We start from the raw sequence: 24,467 nt of genomic DNA, 5'->3' as shown, positions 1-24,467 counted from the left end.
ACAGCCTTGCCCAAGACTGGAGAGTGTCAGTTCAACGAGGAAGTGAGCTGGCCTGACACGCTGAGCTTGGGCTCGGCTGGAAGGGACAGCAATGGAAGACACCGACACGATCACTGAGGTGGTGGAGGACACGACCGGCACGAAGGGGCCCGCGGCAGCGGGCTGGGCAGACGCCGAGCGGGAGGTGGCTGAGCAGTTGGTCGGCAAGGCTCAGCAGAAGGGTCTGGACCCCAACGGCCCCAACGGGGTTCTGGCCGACCTCGTATTCCGCGATTGTGGCAGGCTCATGGGGTTTGATCTTCATCGCTGTCGGACTAGTTGGAATACAACGAAGCACGCCGGTCCCATGTGATTGCTTCGCCGGTTCCGAGTCAAGCCTTGCATCATTGCAAGTAGTAGGGGTTTGTACAGATCGGATTGATCGGGGTCACCGCACTTGAGCGTGTTGCGCCGTGAGTCGGTGGTTTGGTAAGGTTGGCCAATTCAGACGTGAGGAGTAGCTCATGAGAGCAACTACAGCACTGTCGAGATTCCTGGTAGGAATTCTGCTTGTAGCTTCAGCTGGATGCACCTCCTCTACTGACCGTAGTGACGCCGCATCGGTGTCGTCAGACGATACCCAGGCAACCGAGCAAGTGGGGCTCGATGAGGAGGCAATGCTCACTTGTGAGGGATCGGTCGAGATCGACGCGGTGGTCCCAGAGCAATACGAGATCATTCTCGATGATGTAGCCCTGCCCACAGCGGTTAGTTCAGCTACACCCCTACAGGCTGTCCGGCAGCCTGAATCCGAGGGGCCGAGGTACTTTGCAAAGGCAGGTCTTCTATTGCGAGCGGACGCCGTGGTCCATCTTGAGATAGTAGATGCCGTGGGTCACTCGGAATTGGGTTGGGGTAGTCCGTCCAACCCGGACAAGGCGGTTTCAGGTTCCGGCTGTGGAGGCGAACAGTGGGCCGCGTACCCCGGCGGATTCTACGTTGACGAATTGCAATGCATCGATGTGACTGTAGAGAAGGCCGGCCAGAGCCAAACAGTACAAGTCGGTGTTGGCGCCGCCTGTGATGGTCAGGCGGGTTAACTGGCTCTTCACTCTTGGGAGGAAACTGGCTCTTCGTCATGAAGCGTGGTTTGGCTGGTGAAGGTTGATCTTCCCCAGTCCCACGGACAGGTTCAGGCGTGCATGAACAGGGTGGGGATGGCCTCCTCTTGTTCGTAGCGGACGGGGCTTCGCATGTCTAGGGAGGAGCGCCGTCGTCGCTGGTTGTACCAGCCGATGTAGCTGAACACGGCCAGGTCGGCGGCCTCGCGGGTGGCCCACCGGTGGCGGTGGATCAGCTCGTTCTTCAGGGTCTGAAACCACGACTCGGCCATCGCGTTGTCGTAGGCCGACCGGGCCGCGGACTGCCGCAACTGCGCGGCCTCCAGCCGGCTGCCGTAGGTGTCGGACAGGTACTGCGACCCGGAGTCGGTGTGGTGCACCAGCGTCGTGCCGGGCCGCACGTCACGGGTCTTCAGCGCCATCTCCAGCGCCTTCATCGGCAGCTCGGTGCGGACCGCGAACCGACCAGATGCGGCTCCAACAACCGGCCATGATCCCTTACGTAAACGAAGTCCCGATACCGTGACACGAACCGGAGACGATGCCCATCTTGTTGCGGTACTCCCTCCAAGACCTGCCCATCATGCGGTCCGCCATGGAAGATCACCCGGCACCTAGCGACTCACACCATAGGCCATCCATTCTACCCTCACGAACCCGGGGGGCGGCGTAGCAAAGGAACGAAGAGCCTCTGATCCGTCAGGTTCGAGCTGGTGGTCTGATCTTGAGAGTCGTTCAGCCGCTGGTTCCTCACGTACACCTTTCCGTCTCGCTAGCCGGGCCACGACCATCGGACGGTGCTGGCCGTTCCCGTCGTTTGTCAGGGCTGCTTCCACCCTTCCCGGCGATCCAAGGATCAGGCGGCCCTCAGCTTCACCCCGGACGCTGCGACGACCGGTTTCGTGGTGCCCTTCCTCACCCCGTTCATGTCCCTGGACGTGAACGTGGGGGGCCATGTCCCTTGCGGCCGCCGCAAAGGAGCCGAACCACTCCCAGCCCCCACCGTGTGCGATTGACTGAGTCCGCCAGAGCCCACCAGATAGCCACCACAATCACTCGCAGACGACCGGATCCGGGACTAGATTGGGACCTCGGAAGACGATCTGTTCTCCGCTAGAAACCAGGCATCCAAAGGTCAAAGTGGTGACCTCGAAGTACCTCTGACCTGCGGTTTTCCCGCGGGGGTCGCCGGTTCGAATCCGGCCGTCCCGACGCGAAAACCCCGTGTTCGACCCTTCGGCAGACGGATCATCTGTCCTCGTCGCGGGGCCCAGCCGGCGGGCGGGTGCCGAGCACGCCGATGCCGACCACGCCCAGGGCGAGGCCGAGACCGTCGGGGATCGTGCTCGACAGCAGGAACAGCGCGCCGCACACCGAGATGCCGATGCCGAGCACGGTCTGATCACGTCGCGACAGCTTCACGACGATCCCCCGTCCTCGCCGGTGGCGACGAGTATCGCGGACTTGCCACGTGCGCGGCCGGCCAGCAGGTCCTCGATCGCCTCCCGCACGCGGCCGAGCGGGTAGGTCGCGCCCACAGCCGGGACCACGGAGCCGTCCTCCAGGAACGCCGCGAGCTTCGCGACGTGACCCTTCGCCTCTGCGCTGATGAACATCGCGAGGCGGTGCCGGACGAACGGAGAGCGCATCGCCGCGCGCATCTGACGACCGACACCGCCGGTGATCCGTCCCCCGCCCTCGCCACCGACGATCACCAGCGTCCCGCGCGTCGTCAACGCCTGCCGCAGGACCCGGACCGGGTTGAGACCGCCCGTGTCGATGATGACGTCGTAGCGCTGCGACCCGTCGTAGGGGTCCTCGGTCGCGTAGTCGTACACCCGGCTGGCACCGAGGTCCCGGACGAGCGGGGCCTTCGCTGCGCTGGCGACGCCGTCGACCTGCGCCCCCAGCGCCACCGCGAGCTGGACGGCGAAGCTGCCGACGCCGCCCGAGGCCCCCACCACCAGCACCCGCTGGCCCGGCTCGACACCCGCGACGTCCACCAGCGCCTGGAGCGCGGTGATGCCCGACACCGCGGAGACGGCCGCCTGGACCGGCGAGACGTTCGCCGGACGCAGGGCGAGCCGCGTCACGTCTGCCACCGCGTGCTCGGCCCACGAGCCATCCGCGATCCCGAACACCTCGTCGCCGACGGCGAACTCCTCGACTCCTTCGCCGAGCGCGACCACCGTGCCGGCGACGTCCAACCCGAGGCGCGGCTGCTTCGGTCGTCGCACCCCGTACCCGGCCAGTCGCACGGCGTACGGCTCGCCCGCCATCAGGTGCCATGCGCCGCGGTCGAGACCGCCCGCGTGCACCTGCAGCAGCACCTGGCCGGGTCCGGGCGTCGGCACGGGTCGTGGCGCGACCTCGATACCCGCGGGCGGGCCGTACTCGTAGCGCACCGCGGCAAGCGAGCTGTCTGGCAGGGTGGCCGCCGCCAGTCGGGGGCCACCCGTTCCGCTGGTTCCCGTACTCGTCTTCTTGGTGTGCATGGCCGTGTTCCCTCTGCTCGTCGGGTGTGTTGCGTGGTGCGGACACCGTGCGCCCGGGCGGTGCATGCCGGGTGCACGTCGGGTGCACACCCGGTCGACGTGCCACACCCGTCACCGAGGGACGTCCGGCCGTCCCGACTACTCGCCTCCGAACAAGTCGCTTGGTGGTCCTTGGGCCACCGTGACCGTCAGCCCACGGTCGAGGGGCGTGATGGGACAGGGGCGTCGACCCAGTCCCGCCACGGGTTCAGCCCGATGCGGGTCCGAACGTCGTCGAGCACCTTCTCGTAGGTCTCGGCCTCCACGTAGTTGGCATGGCGGGGCGAGTCGACGTAGTGGTGCCCGCCCCGCAGGTCGGGCTGATGGGTCCGACGCAGCTCGGCCGCCACCTTCCGCCGAGGATCGTCGTCGCTGAGGGCCAGGACGCCCGCGACCAGCTGCGCCATGTGGTCGAAGTGGCCGTACGCAGCCGATGCGAACTCGATCATCCCGACGACCGCAAGGGTGGGCAGGTCACGCGGGAACAGGTTGAGGTACAGCTGTGGTCGGCCACCGTCCCAGGGCAGCAAGTGTTCGTCGAGGTAGGGAATGGCGTGCTGGTAGCCGGTCGCGAGGAGCACCAGGTCGGCCTGCACCCTCGACCCGTCCGTGAACACGACATGCTCGCCGTCCAGCCGTGCCACGTCGGGCTTGGGCTCGAGATCCCCGTGGGAGATGTGGTGCAGCACCGCGGTGTTGACGATCGGATGGGTCTCCAGGACATGGTGGTCCGGGGCGGGCAAGCCGAAGCGTTGTGGCTTGCCGACGACGACCTTCAGCAAGGCCTCCAGCGCCCAGGTCTCCACCCGATGAGGGATCGGGATCGGCGGTGGATCAGCGACGATCACGTCGGTGGGAATGCCGAACAGGTGCTTGGACACGAACCAGTAGCCCCGCCGCATCGACAGGACGGCACGAGCAGCGGAACGGGCCGCGTCGCAGGCGATGTCCACTCCGCTGTTGCCCGCCCCCACGATCACCACGCGCCTTCCGTCGAACTCCGAGGGGTCGCGGTAGGTCCGGGAGTGTCTGAGCTCACCGCTGAAGGTGTCGGCACCCGGCAGGTCCGGAACGTTCGGCTCCCACGTGACGCCGTTGGCGCAGACGAGGGCGTCGAACACCTCTGGGGCCGCCCCGGCCGTGGTCACCGTCCAGGCCCCCTCGGGCGTCGGTGCCGCGTGCTCCACGACGGTGTTGGTTCGCAGGTGGCGACGAAGGCCCCACACCTCGGCGAAGTCTCGGATGTACGCCAGGATTCGTCGGTGGTCGGGGTAGTCGGGGTAGTCCTCGGGCATGGGGAATCCGGGAAACCCCGACTGCGTGCGCGAGGAGATGAAGTGCGCCGACTCGTACATCGGCGACCCGGGCGCATCGATGTTCCAGATTCCCCCCACATCGGGGCCACGCTCGAAGATCGTCGGCTCGATGCCCTCTGCCCGGAGCGCTCGTGCCGCGAGCAGGCCGCTCGGGCCGGCACCGACAACGGCTGCAGTGCGGATCATGGACGAACCTCCATCAGACGTGAAACTATGTCACGTTCACTCAATACATGATTGAGTGTCACGTCAAGGGCTGTGCGAGGATTGCCGCGATGTCAGTCGACCCCGACGCCGCTGGAGCCCGGCGTGTGCCCGAGCAGGACCGCAGCCGGCAGCGGGTCGAGCAGATCCTCGATGCGGCCATCACCTGTATCGCCGCCGAGGGCATCGATGCGATGACCATGAGCGGGCTGGCGACGGCGGCCGAGGTCTCCCTCCCCTCCATCTATCGCTACTTCCCGTCCAAGCAGGCCATCGTCCGCGTGCTTGCCGAGCACTACGCCGAGGTCGTCCGCCAGCGGTTGACCGACGCCCTGGGGGACGGGATCGAGGGGCCCGATGACGCCCGCGCGGCGGTCGCTCGCGCGCTTGACGCGTACTGGGCGCTCTATCGCCAGGACGACGCGTTCGCGGCCGTGTGGGGCGCAGCTGTGGCCGACCCGGCCCTCGCCCAGCTCGACATCGACGACAGCCGCACCAACGGTCATCTGCTGGCGCAGGCGCTCGCGTCCGTGGTGCCGCAGGTGGCTCCGGCCGACCTGGAACGTCGTGCGTTCCTGGCCTCACACCTCGCCGGCGCCGCTGTCCGGCTGGCCATCCAGCTGCCGGACGTCGAGGGCGACGCCGTCATCGCCGACGTGCTGGACCGGGTGGTGGGTCCGCTCCTGGGGCTGCCGGCACCCCGGTGATCGTCCGGGGATCACCATGGTCGTCGGAGCGCCAGAGAATTGGCGACGTCCCGGCCGAGGGGACCGGGACGTCGCACGGGGGGTGGCGGAAGCTAGTCGGGAAGGCCGATCTCGATGTCGAGGTCGTCCATGCCGGCGGCGTCGGCGACGCCGCTCAGGTCGAGGATTTCCACGGCGCCGTACCGGGAGCGGACCAGGCCGGCACGACGCATCTGCCCGAGCACACGGCTGACGGACTGGCGACGGGCACCCAGCAGGTGGGCGATGGTCTGGTGCGGCATCTTGACCATCCAGGCGCCGTCTTCCTCGACGCGGTGGTCCATGAGGAGCGTGGCGATCTGGGCGGACAGGTCCTTGGTCAGCAGCGTGACCAGCCGACGCTGGATCTCGTCGTGTCGCTTGGACACCGAGGTGATCCAGCGCAGCGACAGCGACGGCGACCCTGCGAGGAGAGACAGGAGGCGTTCGCGGGTGATTGTCAGGACGGTGGAGTCGCTGTCGGCGATCGCGTCGAACGGCATCGTGTGGCCGAGGAACACCGCCACGTCACCGATGACGCCGCCGGGTTCGACCAGGCCGATGGTCTGGCGGCCGAGCGTGGGGTTGCGGACGGTCAGGTGGACCGCGCCGTCACGGACGATGTGGACCTCGTCGACCACGTCGCCGCTGGCGATCAGCACTTCGCCTGCCTCGACCCGGCGGGGTACGCAGGCCTCTTCGAGGGCCACGATGTCGTTCGCGGTGAGGGGGCTGCCGTCGGTGCGAGCCATCGCTCGGGCGATCCACATCGCGTGTCGGCGCGTCAGTTCTTCCATCGGTCTCGTCTTTCCCTTTGCCATGGAGGCGTCCCGCCCTTTCAGGTTCGTACCCAGTTGGGCGAAGGATGGCTGGAAACCGACATTGCCAAACCCGACCTGTCCAGAAGGTGTCGGGACCGATCAGGAACACGGCGGCCGCAACCGGTTCGGACTGGCCCGGGCGACGCGCTACACTCCCCTCCCCCGCGGGTGTAGTTCAATGGTAGAACCCTAGCCTTCCAAGCTAGCTACAGGGGTTCGATTCCCCTCACCCGCTCCAGCAGAACCGCAGGTCAGCCGATGGCCGCGGACACCACGTCCTTCGCGGCGGCCTGCACCTCCGCCAGGTGGTCGGCGCCGCGGAAGGACTCGGCGTAGATCTTGTAGACGTCCTCGGTCCCCGATGGCCGCGCGGCGAACCACGCCGACGCCGTCGTGACCTTGAGGCCGCCGATGGCCTCGCCGTTGCCCGGCGCCTCGGTCAGCTTGGCGGTGATCTCCTCCCCCGCCAGTGTGGTGGCCGTCACCGCATCCGCGGACAGCTGCTTGAGCGCGGCCTTCTGCTCACGGGTCGCCGGGGCGTCGATGCGGGCGTACGCCGGGGCGCCGTGCTGCTCGACGAGGTCGGCGTAGTGCTCGCTGGGGCTGCGGCCGGTCCGCGCGATGATCTCCGCGGCCAGCAGGCAGAGGATGATCCCGTCCTTGTCCGTCGTCCACGTCGTGCCGTCCATCCGCAGGAACGACGCGCCGGCCGACTCCTCTCCCCCGAAGCCGAAGGAGGAGTCGATCAATCCGGGCACGAACCACTTGAAGCCGACGGGCACCTCGACCATCGGCCGCCCGAGTCCCGCCGCGACCCGGTCGATCATCGAGGAGGACACCAGCGTCTTGCCGATCCGCGCCGTCTCCGGCCACCCCGGTCGGGCGCCACCGAAGAGGTGCTGGATGGCCACGGCGAGGAAGTGGTTGGGGTTCATCAGACCGGCGTCGGGCGTGACGATGCCGTGGCGATCGGCGTCGGCGTCGTTGCCGGTGGCGACGTCGTAGGCATCCTTCTGCGCGACCAGGCTGGCCATCGCCGACGGCGAGGAGCAGTCCATCCGGATCTTCCCGTCCCAGTCGAGGGTCATGAACCGCCACGTCGGGTCCACCAGCGGGTTGACGACCGTCAGGTCCAGGCCGTGCCGCTCGGCGATCGCCCCCCAGTAGTCCACCGCCGCGCCACCCAGCGGGTCGGCACCGATGCGCACCCCTGCGTCGCGGATCGCGTCGATGTCCACCACGGCAGGCAGGTCGTCGACGTAGGTGCCCATGTAGTCGTAGGCGTTCGCTGCGGACCGGGCCTCGGCGAAGGCGACCCGTTTCACGTCGCCCAGGCCGTCGCGGACGATCTCGTTGGCCCGCGCCGCGATCACCGACGTGGCGTCGGTGTCGGCCGGCCCGCCGTGGGGCGGGTTGTACTTGAACCCCCCGTCGGTGGGCGGGTTGTGGGACGGCGTGACGACGATGCCGTCGGCCTGGCCCTGATGGGTCCCGCGTGACGCGTTGGCCCGCAGGATGGCGTGGGACAGGCCGGGCGTCGGGGTGAAGCGGTCCGCCGCATCGACCATGGTGGTCACGCCGTTGCCGGCCAGCACCTCCAGCGCCGTCGCCCATGCCGGTTCGCTGAGGGCGTGGGTGTCCCGGCCGATGAACAGCGGGCCGTCGATGCCCTGCTCGCGGCGGTACTCACAGATCGCCTGGGTGGTGGCGAGGATGTGCGCCTCGTTGAACGACGTCGTCAGCGACGTCCCGCGATGGCCGCTGGTGCCGAACGCCACCTGCTGGTCGACCACGTCCGGGTCGGGCACCCCGGTGTAGTACGCGGTCACCAGGTGGGCGACGTCGACGAGGTCCTCGGGCTGGGCGGGCTGTCCTGCGCGTTCGTGCGTCATGAGTCGATCATGCCGGATGCAGGTGGTCGGCGACGCCCGGCCGCGACAGGACTCCGCAGCGTCAGGCGGCAGGTTCGGCCGGTCAGCCGTCCATGCGCGGCAACCGCCCGAAGGCGCCGTCGACGGACCGTTTCCGAACCTCGGCGAGGTCGACGGCGTCGTCGGCCACGAGGCCGCGTTCGTGCACCCAGTCCCGGTCCGGTTCGGGGGTGACCAGCACCAGCAGGTCGGTGGTGTCGTCACCCTCGAGGCGGGTTGCCACCGTCAACCTGGTGCCGTCGTCGATCCGTCGGGCGACTTCCTGTTCCCGGATGGGGACGAGCGCCTCGCCGACCAGGGCGTCGCCCGCGAGCCCGACGAGCACCAGGTCACCATCGGGCGGCACCTCGACGTCGACGGTTGCGCCGGCGGCCACCCGGACATGCAGCGCCAGCAGACCGGCTGCGGTCGGTGAGCCGTCGGGCTTGCCGAGCAGCACTCGTACCTCGCTCCGTCCCTGCCGACGCGCGGGTGGGGCCTCGCCGATGCGCACGGTCGGGGTCACCGCGGACATCTGCGCCCAGCGGATGGTGAGCACGTCGAGCATGCCGCCGTCGCGACGCAGGTGTCGGTCGGGGCCGATCTCGCTGACGATCCCGGCGCCGGCCGATGCCAGCCGTGTCGCCGGGGCAGACAGCGTGCCGCGGTGGCCCAGGGAGTCGCGGTGCTCCAGCGCCCCGGCCTGCACGACGGTCAGCTCGGTGATGCGGTGCAACGGTTCGTCGGTCGCGGCGGCCAGGTCACCCGGACGTCGCAGGGACGGACCCTCCCGACGGACCGAGAGCAGGGCCCCGAGGTGCTCGTGCCCGTCCAGCGGCACGAGCTCGAGGTACTCGCCCCGGCGATGCCCGCGGCCCAGCACCTCAACCGTCAGCGCCGGCCCGGTGGCACGTGGCCATTCCGGTTCGTTCGTGTCGTCGTTCGATGGTCGACCGAGCGCGCGGCGCAGACGGTCCAGCGGACCGGCCACGGGCGACCTAGCCCAGCTCGTCGAGGGCGGCCAGGACCCGGTCGACGTCGTCGGCACCGTGGTAGTGCACGAAGCCGATCCGCACCGCCCCGCCGTTGTCGAGCAGACCCGTGGCCCGCATCGGCTCGATGGCGTAGTAGTGGCCGGCGTAGACGCGGATGCCACGGTCGCCGAGGCCGGACGCAACCTTCGCGGGGTCCAGGGTCTCGTGGGTGATGGCGAACGTCGGGGTGCGGCCGTCGACGTCGGCCGGACCGTGCAGCGTCCAGGCCGGCCGCTGGGCCAGGCCGGCGAGGAACCGCTCGGCCAGGTCGCGCTCGTGGGTGGCGATGGCGTCCATGCCGATGTCGTCGACCATGTAGTCCACGGCGGCGGTGGAGGCGGCGATGTGCTCGAAGCTGGCCGTGCCGGTCTGCCACCGCTCGGCGCCGGTGTCGGGGCTCGGACGGACCTTGTCGGGGCTCAGGCGGGCCAGCAGCGCCGGGTCGGCGGCCATGACGCCGTGGTGCGGGCCGAAGAACTTGTAGGGCGAGCAGAAGACGACGTCGACGCCGAGGGCACGACGGTCGATGGTCAGGTGCGGTGCGCCGTGCACGGCGTCCATGATCGTCAGGGCGCCCACGCGCCGGGCAGCCTCCACGAACGGCGCCGGGTCGACGATCGTGCCGAAGGCGTTGGAGGCCAGCGGGAACGTGATCAGCTTGGTCCGCTCGGTGACGACCTGCTCGATGGAGTCGACGTCGATGCGGCCGTCGGCAGTGATGTCGACGAAGCGCACGGTCGAGCCGGTCCGCTCGGCGAGGCCCAGCCACGGGGAGACGTTGGCATCGTGGTCCAGCCGGGTGCAGACGATGTCGCCACCGGTGGCCAGCAGCTCGTCGAGGGCATGGGAGAGGTGGAAGGCCAGCGTCGTCATGTTGGCGCCGAAGACGATGCCCTCGGGTTCGCTGCCGAGGAACGCGCCGAAGGTCTGGCGGGCGCGGTCGTTGAGCGCGTCGACCTGGGCGCTGGCCCGGAACGGGGCGTGCTGGTTGGCGTTCAGGCGGATGGCTGCGTCCCGCATGGCGTCCAGGGACACGTCGACCATCTGGGTGCCGCCGGGCGCATCGGCGTGGATGGCCTCGGGGTCGACCTGCAGGGCAGGGAAGCGGGAGCGGACGTCGGCAAGGTCGAAGGAAGCAGGCATGTGCGCACATGCTGCCACGCGGCTCACCCGCGGGACCGGCCCGCCCTGACCCCGTTGGCGATGACGACGACCTCGGCCAGCTCGTGGACGGCCACGACGGTCGCCAGGCCGAGGGCCCCGGCCGCCGAAAGGGGGACGAGCACGGCGATGATGGCGGCCGACATCACCAGGTTCTGCCGCATGATCCGGCGGGCCCGGCGGGCGTGGACGATGGCCGAGGGCAGGTGGCTAAGGTCCTCACCCATCAGCGCCACGTCGGCGGTCTCGATGGCCACGTCGGTACCCATGGCGCCCATGGCGATGCCGACGTCGGCCACGGCCAGCGCGGGTGCGTCGTTGATGCCGTCACCGACCATGGCGACCGGGCCGTCGGTCCGCAGCTGCTCGATCCGGCTGGCCTTGTCCTCCGGCCGCAGGTCGGCGTAGACCGAGCCGATCCCCGCCGCGGCGGCGAGCGCCTGCGCCGTCAGGGGCTTGTCGCCCGTGAGCATCGATACGTCGAGGCCCATGCGGTGGAGGTCGGCGACGGCCTCTGGGGCCTCTGCCCGCAGCTCGTCCCGCACGCCGATCAGGCCGGCCGTCCGGCCGTCGATCTCGACCGCCACCGTGGTGGCCCCGGCGGCCTGCAGCCGGGCGACGTGCTCGGCGAGGCCGTCGACGGGCACGTAGCCCGGACGGCCGACCCGGACGGCCCGGTTCCCGACGGTGCCGGTCAGGCCGCTGCCCACCACGGCGATGGTGTTGGCGGACGGGACCAGCCGGGGTGCCGCGGCGACGATCGCGGCGGCAAGGGGGTGTTCGCTGCGTGCCTCGACGGCGGCGGCAGCCTCGAGCACCTCTTCCCGGGTCGCGCCGGGGACGGTGACCACCTCGATGACACGCGGCTCGTTGCGGGTCAGGGTGCCGGTCTTGTCCAGCGCCACCGCCCCGACGCCGCCGAGCGCCTCGAGGGCGATGCCGCCCTTGACCAGGATGCCGCTGCGGCTGGCCCCACCGATCGCCGCCACGACCGCCACGGGCACCGACAGGGCCATCGCGCACGGGGCTGCGGCCACGAGGACGACGAGGGCCCGTTCGATCCACACGGCGGGGTCGCCGAGCAGCGCCCCCACGACGGCGATGGCGGCGGCAAGGACCATGACGCCCGGGACGAGGGGGCGGGCGAACCGGTCGGCGAGCCGTTGGGTGGTGCCCTGGCGGTCCTTGGCCTCTTCCACGATGCGGACGATGCGGGCCAGGGAGTTGTCGGCCGTCGTGGCGCTGACGCGGACCTCGAGGACGCCGCCACCGTTGATGGTAGCGGCGAAGACGGTGTCGCCCGGTCCGACCTCGACGGGGACGGACTCGCCCGTGATGGCGGCGGTGTCGACGGCGGAGCGGCCCTCGACCACGGTTCCGTCGGTGGCGAACCGGCCGCCGGGCCGGACGACGAGGACGTCGCCGACCACGAGCTCGGCGGGGTCGACCTCGACGGTGCCGTCGGCGCGGACGACCTCGGCCCGGGGCGGCGTCAGGGCCAGCAGCGAGCGCAGGCCCTGGCGGGTACGGGCCACCGCGTAGCCCTCCAGGCCCTCGGAGATGGAGAAGAGGAACGCCAGGCTCGCAGCCTCCCCCAGCTCGCCGAGGAGGACCGCACCGATGGCGGCGATCGTCATCAGGGTGCCGACACCGAGCCGGCCGTGACGCAGTCCCCTGATGCTTTCCGGGACGAACGTCGACCCGCCGACGACCAGCGCGCCAACCAGGCCCAGGGTGGAGGGGAGGGTTGCGTCCGCCCGCCCGAGCAGCCACCCGGCGGCGAGCAGCAACCCGGCGAGGGCCGCCAGCCTGAGCTCGCGGACGTCGCGGAGGCGTCCGGGGCCCTCGGTGGCCATCGCGACGTTGGTGCCCTCGGGACCGGTGTCGGGTGTCGGGGCGGCGTCGGGTCCGCAGCAGGCGTCGGCCATGGCGAAACCGTAGAGGCCGGTTCGCGGTGACGCATCATCAGCCTCGCGACGACGTTGACCGGCTGGCGCCCCAGGTAGGATTCGAACCCACGACCGACGGGATAGAAGCCCGCTGCTCTGTCCCCTGAGCTACTGGGGCAGGGGGGTCGGACGGACAGTATGCAGTGTCGGTGCAAGGAAGTGCCATGCGGCCGAGCGGGCTGTATCATGCCCGGTCCACCCCACCTCGTGGGGTGTCCATGGTGGTCGTAGCTCAGTTGGTTAGAGCGCCGCGTTGTGGTCGCGGAGGCCGCGGGTTCGAATCCCGTCGATCACCCTTCTCCCCACCCGAGTTCCCGCTCGGTTGGGACGAATGGAATCGGGACGCTACACTCCTCGATCCGTTCACGGGCCTCTAGCTCAACTGGCAGAGCATCGGACTCTTAATCCGCAGGTTCGGGGTTCAAGTCCCCGGGGGCCTACAACTCCATCCCGCCGTCTCGAGTCGGCCGCGTCGCCGCTCACGATGACGTGTTCGCAGCCTGTGACAGGCCGCACACACGGGCTCGCATTTCGCGATCTCGGCCCGTGCTCGTTCGAGGCCCATCCGCCTGATGACGGAAGCATCCCCGGCCTTGACCCCGCGGACGTGGTCGAGGTCCATCGCATACCTCGGAAACGCCTCACCGCAGTCGGCGCATGGTTTGGCCTTGGCTGTGGCGATCATGTCGTTGATCGCTGCCCTGAGACGCAGCGCGTTTGCCCGTCGCATCGCGCTGTGCCGGGCCTTGTTCCGTCGGTAGTAGGTCGCGTTGTACGCCCGCTTGCAGTCCTTGCACACCGTCTGCCGACCGTCGTGCTTCTGCCGGTGCCGATGGAACGCGTCCAGCGGCTTGTCCAGTCCACACTGGGAGCAACGTTTCATCGTGCACTCCGATCGTGCGTCCGAATCCTGTGACAGACGGCACAGACGACCTCGCACTTGGCGATCTCGGCGCGAAGACGCGACTCCGAGACCTGGTGGCGGGACGCACCGATGTTGAACGACTTCTGACCCGACACGTGATCGAAGTCCAGCTGTTCGGGGGTAAATCGTTGCCCACAGTCCGTGCAGGGGACGTCCTTCGCCGCCGCAATGATGGCTGAGTTCACTTCGTACCGTCGCCGACGGGCCAGCCGATTCTCCTCCCGATGAAGACGGCGACGCGACTCGTACCACGTTCGCTTGACGCCGGCCACGCAGTCCGAACACCGTCCTCGGCGGAGGCCGGCCGGACGATCCCGCCATCCGAACATCGTCACGGGCAACCGTTTCCCGCATCCGGTACACGTCCGTTGCGTTTCCATGGCGCCACCATCCCACGACCCTGTGACATCGGTTTCTTTCAACTGGGTACGGTGGGCCCATGTGCGGACGGTACGTGGCCACGACGACGGCCGAGGGGCTGGTCAAGTTCTTCGTGATCGACGATCGGCAGGTCGACGACGTGCCACCCAGCTACAACGTCGCCCCCACCGACCCCGTCCCCGCGGTGGTGCGCTACGACGGCCAGATGGTCCTCACCGAGTTCCGCTGGGGCCTGGTCCCCTTCTGGGCCAAGGACCGCAGCATCGGCGCACGGATGATCAACGCCCGGTCCGAGACGGTCACGGTGAAGAAGGCGTTCGCCGAGAGCGTCGAGCAACGGCGATGCCTGCTCCCCGCCGACGGCTTCTACGAGTGGGAGAAGGTCGACGACGGCACCAAGCGCGGCCGCCGCCTGCCCTGGTTCGTCCGCCGCACCGACGGCAACCCGATGGTCTACGCCGGCATCTGGTCGTCCTGGCGTGACCGCGAGAACGACACCCGCCTGCTGACCTGCTCGGTGCTGACGACGTCCGCCAACGAGGTCCTCTCCCCCATCCACGACCGCATGCCCGTCGTGCTGGAGCGGGAGCAGTGGGAGACGTGGCTGGACCCGCAGGCCGACATGGGCGACGTCCGCGAGCTGCTCGCCCCCGCCCCCGACGACGCCGTAGAGCGCTACCGCGTGTCCACCCGCGTCAACAGCGTCGCCAACAACTCCCCCGAGCTGCTGGAACCCCTCGCCGAGGACGACCAGGACCTGCCGGCCAGCCTGGTCACCACCGTCGACACCGATCCGGCCGAGGACGACGCCGAGCAGACCTCGCTGTTCTGACCCGTTCGTGGTCCTGGCCAGCGACGGCGGTTCCGGACGCCGGCCTACTCAACCGGGACGGGTCGCCGCCCTGAGTTCGGAGAGCCACGGCTCGCCGAACCGCACGACCTTGTCGATCGCGTGGCGCACCAGCTCCGGTAGCTGCGTCTCTGCGAGCTCCGGGGGGACCGGGGCGACCCGTGGCGCGCGCAGCGTGTCGTGGTCGACGATGCCGTTGAAGCCCCACGGAAGGACCTCATCGGGGTCCGGCGGTCCGAAGAGCTCGTACAGGTCGACCATGATGTCGCACGTCCTGGCGTCGAGGTTCTCCGCACTCGGACGACCGCCGGGGGCGAACACGAGGTAGTCGGGGCATCGCACGTCAGGGTCGGAACCCAACGAGGCGCCGAGCTCGACCCTGAAGTGGTCGTAGCGTTCGAACGGGACGACCACGAGCCACTCGCGGATCCATGGCTCCGGACGTCGGGTGAAGACGACGTGCGTCGACGGCCGGGTCCCTCCTCCATCGTCAGCTGTCCAGCCGAGGCCGGCCTCGTCGAGGCCGGTCGCGAACCGCTCGACCAACCGACGCGTGATGATCTCGTCCATGAGGTCAGCCTAGGCCTGACACGGTCACGGTCCATCGGCGGCTCGCCGTCGACCGCGTGGCTGACCGAAACCGCGTGGCTGACCGAACTAGAAGTCGTTGTCCGACGGCGGCTCGGGGGGCGGGCCCGGATCGCCCGCGGGCTCGGTTGTCCCGGCCGTCTCCCCTGCAGCCGGGTCGAAGGCGTTGAGCCCCCCGACCACGGTCACCGGGGTACCGACGTCCGCCACGGAGTACAGCCACTCCGCATCGGCCCGTGGCAGGCGCACGCAGCCGTGCGAGGCCGGTACCGCCGGGACGTTGTTGGAGCCGTGGATGGCCCACCCCTGGTGGAAGTACATCGGGTCGTAGAGCGTCCCGAAGTGGGCGTTGACGGTCCCCTGGATGCGCCGCTCGATCGTGAACGTCCCGACCGGGGTCAAGGACTCGGCCCGTATGCCGCCGGGCAGGGAGTACGGGTCGCCGTTGCCGCTGGAGATCGGCATGATCCGCGCCACACGGCCCTCGACGACGGCGACCATGACCTGGCGGTCGAGGTCGATGTTGATCTGGGTGGCCGCGCCCGCGTGGACCTCCGGCAGGACCGGGTCGTCCAGAGCCGCCAGCGTCTCGGGGCCGATCGCCCCGTCGACGGTCAGCCCCTGGACCTTCTGGAAGGCCTGCAGCGCGGTGATGGTCGCACGCCCGACCACGCCGTCGGCGGGCCCGTCGTAGTAGCGCAGCTCGGTCAGCCGCTGCTGGACGACGGCGACCTCGTCGGAGGCCGTCTCCGTCCCCACCGGCGACGGGGTCGACCCGTCAGCCGGAGCCGACGCGGGCGGAGCCGACAGCACCGGGGAACCGGGGTCGACGGGCGGCACCAGCGGACGGGACCGGTCGGGGACGACCGCTGACGGCCGGGGCGCCACCTCGGTGGGAGCAACCACCGTGGGCTCCACGACCACAGGGGCGGGTTCGGAGGCCACTGTGGTACCGGCCCCGGCGCAGGCCATGGTGAGCACCGCCAGCAAGGCGGCGAACAGGCGCGGACGAGGGGACCAGGGCATCGACCAACAATTCTGTCACGCGACCGTCACGCAGGGAGGTGCCCGTCGTTGGGCTGGGTGATGAACAACGCACTTCGCACCGAGAGCATCAACCGCACCGTCGCAGTCGTGGTCAAGCACGCACTCGACGTCGACCACGCCGTGGACGTCCTGCTCGCCGAGTTCGGCTTCGACCACGTCTTCACCGCCCTGGCGGCCATCACCGGCGACACCAAGGCCCACCAGGCCATGTGGATCGCCCTGGCCACCGAGACCTTCAAGGACGCCGGCGCCTCCAAGGACGTCGCAGACAGCTAGGTCCGGCTGCGGGTCAGCAGGATCCGCGCCTCCACCTGGTCACGCAGGTCCGTCGGCAACGCCGCCGTCCCGCCGACCCAGACGACCTCGACCAGCCCGTCAGCCCGCTCCAGCAGCACCTCACCGGCTCCGCCCGAGCTGCGCAGTCCCGCCGGTGACAGCGGGACCAGCATCCCGCCCATCAGCCCGACCGTCGCCCCCGCCGCCAGCGCGTCGGCGAACCCGTCGCCGCTGACCACGAACGCCAGGTCGGTCAGCCCGCCCTCGCGGATCGTCCGCTCCATCAGCAGCGCGGCGGTGTCGAACCGCCCGTCGCCACCGAGCCGCTCGACGTCCGCATCAGCAGCCAGCGCCTCCAGCACCGCATCGGAGACCGCCGCCGGCCCCCCGGCCACGATCACCCGCGAAGGGGCCAACGACGCCAGCGCCGCGGCAGTCGCCTCCGGCAGCTCGTCAGGACGCGTCAGCAGGATGACGCGACCGCCGACGGCAGCCAGCGGCCCCGCGGCCAGCGCGTCGGGGAAGTTCTCCCCGGACGCCAGGATCACGTCGGGACCGGCACCGCCAGCGTCCTGGCCGAAGCCGGGCAGGGCGGGACCAGCCGCACCGCCGACCAGCTCGGCCGCGATCGCCGCCGCCGTCCCGTAGCGGGAGTCACCCGCGAGCCGCGTCACGGTCTCCACGCCCAGGCCGGCCACGGCGGACTCGACGGCAGGGGACAGCGCCGTCTCGCCACCGACGAGGTAGACGGTCGTCGGTGACAGTCGCTGGATCTCCGCCGCCACGGCGCTGTCGAGCGCTTGGGAGGGGGTGAGCAGCAGCGGGCCGCCGGACGCCACGGCCAGCGGGGTCGCGGCCAGCGCGTCGGGGAACGTGTCGCCGGAGGCCAGCACGACGGTGGACACCACGGGGTTGCCGTCCGCGTCGGTGGCCTCTGGGAACGCCATCATCGACAGCGCGACGCTGGTGGCCTGGCGGCTGTCCCCGGCGGCCTCGCGGTACCGGGGCACGTTGGGCACGTCGACGACGGGGACACGGGGGTCGGGACGGCGGGCGAACGCCTCGGAGAGGACCCGGCCGTCGTAGCCGCCGGGGGGCGGGTTGAGGTTCAGCAGCCACGCGACCGTCGGGGCGATGTCGATGTTCTCGCCCTGCCCCTCCAACCGGACGTCGTCAGCGACGTCCTCGGCCTCGCCGCCCGGGACGTCGTCGTTGGCGTTCAGGCCGTCCCAGCCGCCGGCGATGATCTGCGGGATCGGCAGCGTCGCGACGTGCCCGTGGTTGCCGGGGATGGGGTTGGACGCCTGCGCCGGTTCGGTCAGCCGGTAGCCGTCGGCGACGAACACGACCAGGTCGCCGGTGCGGTCGCCGGTCAGCCCCCAGTCGGGGCGGGTCACGCCGACCCAGAAGTCCGTACCGCCGTCGGCGGGGTTGGGCCGGGTGTACCAGGCCTCGGTGACCCCGTCGGTGGCCATGGCGATGTTGCGCATGGCCTTCAGCCGTTCGTCGGCCCCGTCGGCGTCAGGCGAGCGCAGCCAGTAGATGCCGGCCCCACCGTTCTGGGCCACGTCGTAGCGGCCGGCCAGATCGGCGTCCTCGTCGAACGTCGCGGACAACGACACGATGGAGTCCGGTGTCGACCAGTCCATGGAGTGGTCGGCCGTGACGATCATCACCGTGTTGTCCCACCGGCCGGCGTCCTGCAGGGCGCTGACGAGCCGACCGACGTGCAGGTCGGCGGTCTGGAGAGACAGGGTCCGGGCCACCGGCGGCAGGCCGGTGGCGCCGCTCAGGTCGGTGTGGCCGACGCGGTCGACGTCGCCGAGCGACATCCACCCGAAGTCGGGGTCGAGATCGGTCGACTGGGCCAGCGCATCCGGTCCGACCTCGGCGTCGATGGCGTGACCGGAGACGGGCACGATGAACGGATCGTTGGTGGCGTCGGCGTCCTCGGTGCCCCGGTCGACCCGCATGTGCTTGGTCATCTGCACGATGTACTCCTTGGACGTCGCGGCGGTGGCGACCATGTCCGGCGCCTGCCGGGCGATGAGGGAGTACAGCGTGTCGGTCTGCAGGTACCGCGGGGTGACCCCGATGTTGTCATCGACGTAGGCCACGTCGTTGCCGGGCATGCCGTGGCGGTCGACCCGCATGCCGGTGATCATCGACACGTGGTTCGGGGTGGTCTCGGCGATCATCTGCGCCCGGCTGTTGGGGTAGTACCAGCCGTCGGTCGCCAGCTGGTTCAGCGTGGGCATCTGCACGACCTCGTCGGGCCGCAGGCCGTCGATGACGACGAGGTAGACGCGGACCCAGTCCTCACCGGCGTCGGTGGTCTGCTGCGCGAAGGCGGGGGCGGTCAGGCCAGCGGCCGCGAGGGCGGCGGGGCTGACGGTGGCAACGCTGACGGCGGCGGCGGACCCGCGGAGGAAGGCGCGCCGGGATACGGATGTCACTGGAATGGACCTCTTCGGAGGGGAGGGACTGCGGGTGCTACGCGGCTGGCTCCATCGGACCGATCAGGTCGCTGAGGTCCAGCCCGTGGCGACGGGACAGGTGTCGGGCGCGGAACAGCACCGAGGCGCCACCGAGGAGGCGGTCGGCGTGCACGGCGTTGAAGCCGGCGCCGACCGCAGCACCCACGACGGGGAGCATGGCGGCGGCGCGACGTTTGGTCAGGGCGATGCCCATCTTCTGGGCGCGGTCGCGCAGGGCGCCGACGATGGCGTACTGCTGCAGCTGGTCCAGGGTCTGGCGGGTGGCGATCTGCTCGCCGAGGCCGACGAGGCGGTGCACGGTGTCCTCGGTCCCCCGGCCACCGAGCTCCATGGACCGTAACGCCACCTCCGCCACGAACTGCCGTTCGGCGAAGTCGTTGGGATCGAAGCCGGTGTGGCGGGAGACGTCGGAGACGGCACGCAGCGAGGCGGCCTGCATCGCCGGGATGCTGGCGACGAACGCGGCGACGGCGGCAGGTGTGCCGGCGAACCCTGCTGCTCCCTCGGCCGCCCCCATGGCGAGGAAGACGTTGCGGTGGCTGCGCCGCAGTGAGGCGAGCTGCGCGTCGATCGTCCGCAGGTGCAGGTCGGCGATGTCGTCGACGTGGTCGAGCCCGTAGGCTGCGGCCGCCGGTTCCACGGGGGTGGTGGCAGCCATGTAGCGCGACAGGCTCTCGTTGGCGCGTTCCAGCGCCGCGCGCAGCGCCTCGCCCACCTTGGGGTCGTCCATCACCCGGTCGACCAGCCACTCGACCGGCTTGTTGACCCGTCCGGAGGCCATGCCGAGGGTGCGCGCAACCCCGTCGAGCCGGCCGCGATCACCCGCGGCCCAGGCCCGGATGTCGTGGACGGCCCGTCGCTCGTAGTGGTCGAGGTCTCGCAGCGTCACCCCGCCACCCTAAGCGGTCTCGTTGAACCGATGGTGAACGCGATCCGGTCCCGTCGTCGGTGGGTCCCGCGGGTCATCGGAAGATCTGCGGGCCGTTGCTGCGACGGCGGTGCTCGTGGAGGATCTGGGCGGCGATGTCGCCTGCCTGCAGGGCCAGGTACTCCGCACGGGAGGGGTCGCTGCCGAGGACCGCGTTGGCCTCGCGGAGAGCGTCCTCGGCGGTGGACAGCGACACCTTCGCCCGTGCACCCCAGCCGATGAGCCCGAATCCGGCAGCGGAATGCGCACGGCGGACGCTGCGCTGCGCATCGCGTACCAGGCGGGCGACGTGGGTGCGGTAGGCGTCGCGTTGCTGGGCATCGCTGCGGGCGCCGTGCAGCACCTGGTCGGTGAAGCGGATGACCTCGCCCAGCCGATCGATGACGTCCTGGGGGTCCCCACGACCGTCGGCGGCGATGCGCTCGGCGTCCGCCAGGACCTGCGCAGCCCGGTCGAGGTTGGCCCGGCGGCCCGGGTTGACGTCCCCCTGTCGGACGTCCATGAAGGTGCGGGCCCGGGCGATGCTGTCACGGGCAGCGGCGTGGGCCCGGGGGTACTCGGCGATGACGGCCCGAAGGTCGGCTTCGAACGTCGCCACGCCGGCCCGGATCCACTCGAGCTGCTCGAGGTCGGCGTCGACGGCGTCCATGGACTGTTCGGCGTCGAGGAACCGCTGGACGTCGTCGGCCATCGCCGCCTCGGCGGCGACCAGGTCGGCACGGGCGGCGTCGCGGCGTTCGCGGGCCTGCGCGGGAGCGTCGGCGACCGCGTCCCAGACGTCGGTCACGAACCGCCGGGCGTGGCCCTCGACGGTGTCGACGATCCGCTGGACGGTGCGGTCCGCCTCCCCCACCTGCCGTCGCAGGGCGGTGAGCCGCTGGAGGAGGGTGTGGTGCAGCTCGGGCATGCGGCGGGCGGTGCCGGTGGCCCGCTCGACGGCGTCGGCGGCTCGCTCCAGCGCCTTGGTGGCCTCGGCCAGCCGGTTGGCCTCCAGCTCGACCCGTCCGCGGTCGACGTCCCCGGTCGCCCGGTCGAGGACGAGGTGCAGCTCGGCGACGTCGTAGCCGTTGGTGCGGGTGATCTCCACGGCGTGGCGGGCCTGCGTCATGCGGTCGTCGATGTCGCGGAGGATCCGTGCGCAGCTGTCGCGGGCGGCGGCCATTTCTTCCAGCGTCTGCTGCAGCTCGTCGAGGCGGGTCAGGCCGGTTCGGGTGCCGCGGGCCAGCTCCTGCCATCGCTGCCCAGCGTCGTTGAGCGCGTCGACATCCTCCAGGGTGGCAGGGTCCCAACGGGTGTCGAGGGCGACGAGCCCCTCGGTGGCCCAGTCGACCCAGCGCTGCGCCATGTCGGTCTCGCCCTCGAGCTGCCGGGCGAAGCCGTCACCGTCGGCAAGGTCAGCGACGGCCACGAGGGCCTCGTTGCGCAAGCGGGTCCAGCGCGCATCGAGGTCGTGGTAGTCGCGGCGCACACGGCTGCGGGTCGCCTGCACGGCCTCTCGGGCCGCCTCGACCTGCCGGCGGTTCCAGGGCAGGAACCGCGTGACCGTCACGCTGCCCGTGGCGACGGCGAGCAGGATCGGCAGCCAGCCCGCTGCGTCGACCTCGACCCCCACGCCTTGCCTCCTCGATCCCTACCGGCGAACGTCGGCTCCCCGCCGGGGACGATAGCGCGATCATCGGACGGGTCGGTTACAGGGTGTGGACGGACGCCCGTGACCGACGGCAACGTGCGAGACTGCCGGCCATGGACGACGGTCGGCGCGAGCTCGGGATCGACGGTGTCGTCGACGCCCAGGAGGTCGGCCGTGGCGGCTTCGCGGTGGTCTATCGGGCGCAGCAGCCGGCGTTCGACCGGACGGTCGCGGTCAAGGTGCTCGATGCACGACCCGACGAGACGGCGCTGGCACGGTTCCAGCGGGAGATCCGGGCGATGGGAACGCTCAGCGAGCACCCGGCGATCGCCACCGTCCTGGATGCGGGGACGACGGGTGACGGCCGGCCGTACCTGCTGATGCCCTTCTTCTCGGGCGGGTCGCTGCAGGACGCCCTGGAGGAGGGGCGACGCTTCACCGTGGAGGAGGCGACGCGCATCGGCATGGCCCTGGGCGACGCCCTGGAGGCGGCGCACGCCGAGGGGATCCTGCACCGCGACGTGAAGCCCGCCAACGTCATGGTCGGCCGCTACGGCGACCCGCGCCTGGTCGACTTCGGCATCGCCCGCATCGCCGGCGGCCAGCAGACCACGACGGGGGTGGTGACGGCGACGCTTGACCATGCGGCGCCCGAGCTGCTGGACGGGGATCCGCCGACGGTGGCGTCGGACGTGTACGCGCTGGGGTCGACGATCCACACGCTGGTGACGGGCCGTCCGCCGTTCGCCTCCGACACCGACCAGTCGGTCGTGCCGCTCATCCGGCGCATCGTCACCGATCCGGTACCCACGTTCGATGACGGCGGGACCGGCCTGTCGGCGGTGCTCGAGCGGGCGATGGCCAAGGACCCGGCGGCCCGGTTCGCCTCGGCGGCTGAGATGGCGGCGGCGCTGGCCGCCGTGCGCGAGGGCCGAAGCGGCGAGCTCGCTGCTGCCGTGCCGGTCGACCCCGCTTCTCCCCCCGAGCAGGTGACCCCGACGTCGTCGGCGTCGGAGGTGACGCGGTCGAGCCCTCCTCCTCCCCCACCATCTCCGCCAACATCGCCTCCGTCGTCGCGGCAGTCCGGTCGGGACCCACGGCTGCTCGGGTTGGGTGTCGGGCTGGTCGTCGTGATCGCCCTGGTGACCCTCTTCGTCCTCGTGCGTGGCGGTGGGGACGAGGGCGACCTGGCCGACGCCACCCCAGAAACCGACCAGCCGGTGGACGACGACACCGTGCCCGAAGGCGCGGACGACGAGGTGCCGTTCTTCGACGGCGTGGACGGCACCGAGCTGGCCCTGCTCGAGTCCCCGGGCGAACGGGCCGAGATCCAGCCGGGCACGGTGCTGGAGATCGGGTTGCCGGGGCGGGCGTCGACGGCGCTGACGTTCACCGTCGAGGGACCCGGGCAGGCGATCCGGGTGTCCACCGCTGGCAACGGCGATGTCGACCCGGTGGCCGGGCTCTTCCACGAAGGGGAGCTACTGCTGGCCGACGACGACGGCTCGGGCGGGCTGGACGTCCTGATGGACCTGCCCGATGCCCCGCCGGGTGCCTACGAGCTGCGGCTGGCCGGCCTGATGGACGAACCCGGTCCCCTCAGCGTGTCGTTGCAGCTGGTGGAGGTGCAGGACCTGCCCGGCGAGCCGACCGGTGAGTCGCTCGGCGACGTGCACGACGTCGACGTCTACCGGGTGGCGATCCAGCCGGGCGCGGCACGGGGGATCCGCGTCGATACGGGTTCCGAGGTGACCCTGCGAGCGGTGGACGAGGTGGGCACGTTCGTCGACGGCAACTCCGGGGGCGGCGGGATCGAGATGGACCTGGCCGCGCTCGGACCCGGCGTGTTCTGGGTGTTCGTGGGGTCGGCGGGTGCCGAACAGCTGGAGTACACCGTCAGCCCGTTGGCGTTCGGACAGCAACGGCCGCAGCCGCCGGTGTCCTCGGCGCTGGACCCCGCCGACATCATCGACCCGGGTTCGGTGTCCCGGACGGTCGACCCAGCAGGGGGTGTGGTGGATCTGGAGGAGGGCGAGGCGGTCGCCCTTCCGTTCACCGCCGATCAGGCCGGGGTGCTGCGGGTGCTGGTCCGCAGCGCCGACGGGGCGGTGGACCCGATGGCCAGCGTGTGGACGGCGGACGGGGCGCTGTTGGCAGCGAGCGACGACGAGGGCGGCGGCGTCGCCGGCCAGGACGCCCTGATCGACCTGCCGGTCACCGCGGGCGAGTACGTCGTCGTGACGAGCGACCTCGGTGCGGACGTGGCCGGTCGGGTACAGGTCCTGGTCGATCTCGTCCAGCCCGTGCTGCTGACGCCGGAGGGTGGCCAGCTGCGCGCGCCGGACCTGCCGGACGTCTACGAGGTCATCGTCGGCCCGGGCAACCCGCCGCCGGCCCAGGTGCGGCTGGAGGCGGACTTCGACGGCCTGCTTCGCGTGGTCGCGTCGGACGGCGCGGTCCTGGCGACCACCGACGGCGGTGGCAACCCTCCCCTGCCCCTCCTCGGGCTGGGCGAGGGCGTGCACTTCCTGGTCGTCTCTGCCGTCGACGACGCCGGCCCCTACCGGCTGCCCATCGGTCGCTGACACGG

General features: G+C 70.6%; 19 protein-coding genes and 4 tRNA genes. 8 read left to right on the top strand and 15 right to left on the bottom strand.

The annotated features are described in order from the left end of the window. Nucleotides 1-91: 91 nt before the first annotated feature. The gene (locus DVS28_RS07285) at nucleotides 92-352 is read left to right on the top strand and encodes a hypothetical protein (RefSeq protein ID WP_114590875.1); all 261 of its coding nucleotides are present in this window, start codon (nucleotides 92-94) and stop codon (nucleotides 350-352) included. A gap of 819 nt (nucleotides 353-1,171) precedes the next feature. On the opposite strand, the gene DVS28_RS07280 is transcribed toward DVS28_RS07285, so the two are convergent. The 4 genes from DVS28_RS07280 to DVS28_RS07270 form a co-directional block, all read right to left on the bottom strand. Further along, nucleotides 1,172-1,537 carry an IS3 family transposase gene (locus DVS28_RS07280; RefSeq protein WP_114590874.1) on the bottom strand — a complete coding sequence of 122 codons (366 nt, stop codon included), beginning with the start codon at nucleotides 1,535-1,537 and terminating at the stop codon, nucleotides 1,172-1,174. Between the two features lie 811 nt (nucleotides 1,538-2,348). Next, a complete protein-coding gene (locus tag DVS28_RS28235) occupies nucleotides 2,349-2,522 on the bottom strand; it encodes a hypothetical protein (protein ID WP_164710087.1) in 174 nt (57 codons plus the stop codon). Further along, nucleotides 2,519-3,595, bottom strand: a complete 1,077-nt coding sequence (locus tag DVS28_RS07275; protein WP_114590873.1) for an NAD(P)-dependent alcohol dehydrogenase — start codon at nucleotides 3,593-3,595, stop codon at nucleotides 2,519-2,521. Before DVS28_RS07275 ends, DVS28_RS28235 begins: the two co-directional genes overlap by 4 nt. Nucleotides 3,596-3,783: 188 nt before the next feature. Further along, nucleotides 3,784-5,136 (bottom strand): flavin-containing monooxygenase, encoded by a 1,353-nt coding sequence (locus tag DVS28_RS07270; RefSeq protein ID WP_114590872.1) that lies wholly within the window; start codon nucleotides 5,134-5,136, stop codon nucleotides 3,784-3,786. 89 nt (nucleotides 5,137-5,225) lie between these two features. Here DVS28_RS07270 and DVS28_RS07265 point away from each other — a divergent pair, with 89 nt between their 5' ends. Beyond that, complete coding sequence (locus tag DVS28_RS07265) at nucleotides 5,226-5,861, top strand: TetR/AcrR family transcriptional regulator (RefSeq protein WP_164710085.1); 636 nt, start codon at nucleotides 5,226-5,228, stop codon at nucleotides 5,859-5,861. Nucleotides 5,862-5,953: 92 nt separating this feature from the next. Here DVS28_RS07265 and DVS28_RS07260 read toward each other — a convergent pair whose 3' ends face one another. Next, the gene (locus tag DVS28_RS07260) at nucleotides 5,954-6,676 is read right to left on the bottom strand and encodes a Crp/Fnr family transcriptional regulator (protein ID WP_216826455.1); all 723 of its coding nucleotides are present in this window, start codon (nucleotides 6,674-6,676) and stop codon (nucleotides 5,954-5,956) included. A gap of 188 nt (nucleotides 6,677-6,864) precedes the next feature. Between DVS28_RS07260 and DVS28_RS07255 the strand changes: the two genes are divergently transcribed. Then, nucleotides 6,865-6,938: transfer RNA gene (locus DVS28_RS07255), tRNA-Gly, on the top strand. Nucleotides 6,939-6,951: 13 nt separating this feature from the next. Here the strand turns inward: DVS28_RS07255 and pgm are convergent. The 5 genes from pgm to DVS28_RS07230 all read right to left on the bottom strand — a co-directional run bounded on the left by pgm (nucleotide 6,952) and on the right by DVS28_RS07230 (nucleotide 12,872). Then, the gene (pgm, locus tag DVS28_RS07250) at nucleotides 6,952-8,592 is read right to left on the bottom strand and encodes a phosphoglucomutase (alpha-D-glucose-1,6-bisphosphate-dependent) (protein ID WP_114590869.1); all 1,641 of its coding nucleotides are present in this window, start codon (nucleotides 8,590-8,592) and stop codon (nucleotides 6,952-6,954) included. Between the two features lie 82 nt (nucleotides 8,593-8,674). After that, nucleotides 8,675-9,601 carry a pirin family protein gene (locus DVS28_RS07245; RefSeq protein ID WP_114590868.1) on the bottom strand — a complete coding sequence of 309 codons (927 nt, stop codon included), beginning with the start codon at nucleotides 9,599-9,601 and terminating at the stop codon, nucleotides 8,675-8,677. A gap of 7 nt (nucleotides 9,602-9,608) precedes the next feature. After that, a complete protein-coding gene (locus tag DVS28_RS07240; protein WP_114590867.1) occupies nucleotides 9,609-10,787 on the bottom strand; it encodes a cysteine desulfurase-like protein in 1,179 nt (392 codons plus the stop codon). 23 nt (nucleotides 10,788-10,810) lie between these two features. Next, a complete protein-coding gene (locus DVS28_RS07235) occupies nucleotides 10,811-12,733 on the bottom strand; it encodes a heavy metal translocating P-type ATPase (RefSeq protein ID WP_114590866.1) in 1,923 nt (640 codons plus the stop codon). A 63-nt stretch (nucleotides 12,734-12,796) separates the two neighbouring features. After that, nucleotides 12,797-12,872, bottom strand: a tRNA-Arg gene (locus DVS28_RS07230). Nucleotides 12,873-12,975: 103 nt separating this feature from the next. Between DVS28_RS07230 and DVS28_RS07225 the strand changes: the two genes are divergently transcribed. The 3 genes from DVS28_RS07225 (at nucleotide 12,976) to DVS28_RS07215 (ending at nucleotide 14,892) form a co-directional block, all read left to right on the top strand. Continuing rightward, nucleotides 12,976-13,049: transfer RNA gene (locus DVS28_RS07225), tRNA-His, on the top strand. A 72-nt stretch (nucleotides 13,050-13,121) separates the two neighbouring features. Next, nucleotides 13,122-13,194: transfer RNA gene (locus tag DVS28_RS07220), tRNA-Lys, on the top strand. 924 nt (nucleotides 13,195-14,118) lie between these two features. Further along, nucleotides 14,119-14,892, top strand: a complete 774-nt coding sequence (locus tag DVS28_RS07215; RefSeq protein WP_114590865.1) for an SOS response-associated peptidase — start codon at nucleotides 14,119-14,121, stop codon at nucleotides 14,890-14,892. A 48-nt stretch (nucleotides 14,893-14,940) separates the two neighbouring features. Here DVS28_RS07215 and DVS28_RS07210 read toward each other — a convergent pair whose 3' ends face one another. Together DVS28_RS07210 and DVS28_RS07205 are read right to left on the bottom strand one after the other, a co-directional pair. Next, a complete protein-coding gene (locus DVS28_RS07210) occupies nucleotides 14,941-15,480 on the bottom strand; it encodes a hypothetical protein (RefSeq protein WP_114590864.1) in 540 nt (179 codons plus the stop codon). 87 nt (nucleotides 15,481-15,567) lie between these two features. Then, nucleotides 15,568-16,524 carry a L,D-transpeptidase family protein gene (locus DVS28_RS07205; protein WP_114590863.1) on the bottom strand — a complete coding sequence of 319 codons (957 nt, stop codon included), beginning with the start codon at nucleotides 16,522-16,524 and terminating at the stop codon, nucleotides 15,568-15,570. Nucleotides 16,525-16,584: 60 nt separating this feature from the next. On the opposite strand from DVS28_RS07205, the gene DVS28_RS07200 reads away from it, so the two are divergent. Further along, complete coding sequence (locus tag DVS28_RS07200) at nucleotides 16,585-16,821, top strand: hypothetical protein (RefSeq protein WP_114590862.1); 237 nt, start codon at nucleotides 16,585-16,587, stop codon at nucleotides 16,819-16,821. Here the strand turns inward: DVS28_RS07200 and DVS28_RS07195 are convergent. The 3 genes from DVS28_RS07195 to DVS28_RS07185 all read right to left on the bottom strand — a co-directional run bounded on the left by DVS28_RS07195 (nucleotide 16,818) and on the right by DVS28_RS07185 (nucleotide 21,859). Beyond that, nucleotides 16,818-19,277 (bottom strand): cell wall-binding repeat-containing protein, encoded by a 2,460-nt coding sequence (locus tag DVS28_RS07195; RefSeq protein ID WP_114590861.1) that lies wholly within the window; start codon nucleotides 19,275-19,277, stop codon nucleotides 16,818-16,820. The two genes, DVS28_RS07200 and DVS28_RS07195, sit on opposite strands and share 4 nt — an antisense overlap. Before the next feature lie 37 nt (nucleotides 19,278-19,314). Beyond that, entirely contained in the window at nucleotides 19,315-20,208 is an 894-nt protein-coding gene (locus DVS28_RS07190; RefSeq protein WP_114590860.1) for an EcsC family protein, read from the bottom strand. A 73-nt stretch (nucleotides 20,209-20,281) separates the two neighbouring features. Next, nucleotides 20,282-21,859, bottom strand: a complete 1,578-nt coding sequence (locus DVS28_RS07185) for a hypothetical protein (protein WP_164710080.1) — start codon at nucleotides 21,857-21,859, stop codon at nucleotides 20,282-20,284. 131 nt (nucleotides 21,860-21,990) lie between these two features. Here DVS28_RS07185 and DVS28_RS07175 point away from each other — a divergent pair, with 131 nt between their 5' ends. After that, complete coding sequence (locus DVS28_RS07175; RefSeq protein WP_114590857.1) at nucleotides 21,991-24,462, top strand: serine/threonine-protein kinase; 2,472 nt, start codon at nucleotides 21,991-21,993, stop codon at nucleotides 24,460-24,462. The last annotated feature ends 5 nt before the right edge of the window (nucleotides 24,463-24,467 follow it).

The organism is Euzebya pacifica, assembly GCF_003344865.1.
Taxonomy (GTDB): domain Bacteria; phylum Actinomycetota; class Nitriliruptoria; order Euzebyales; family Euzebyaceae; genus Euzebya; species Euzebya pacifica.
This window is presented reverse-complemented; position numbering and strand designations above follow the sequence as displayed.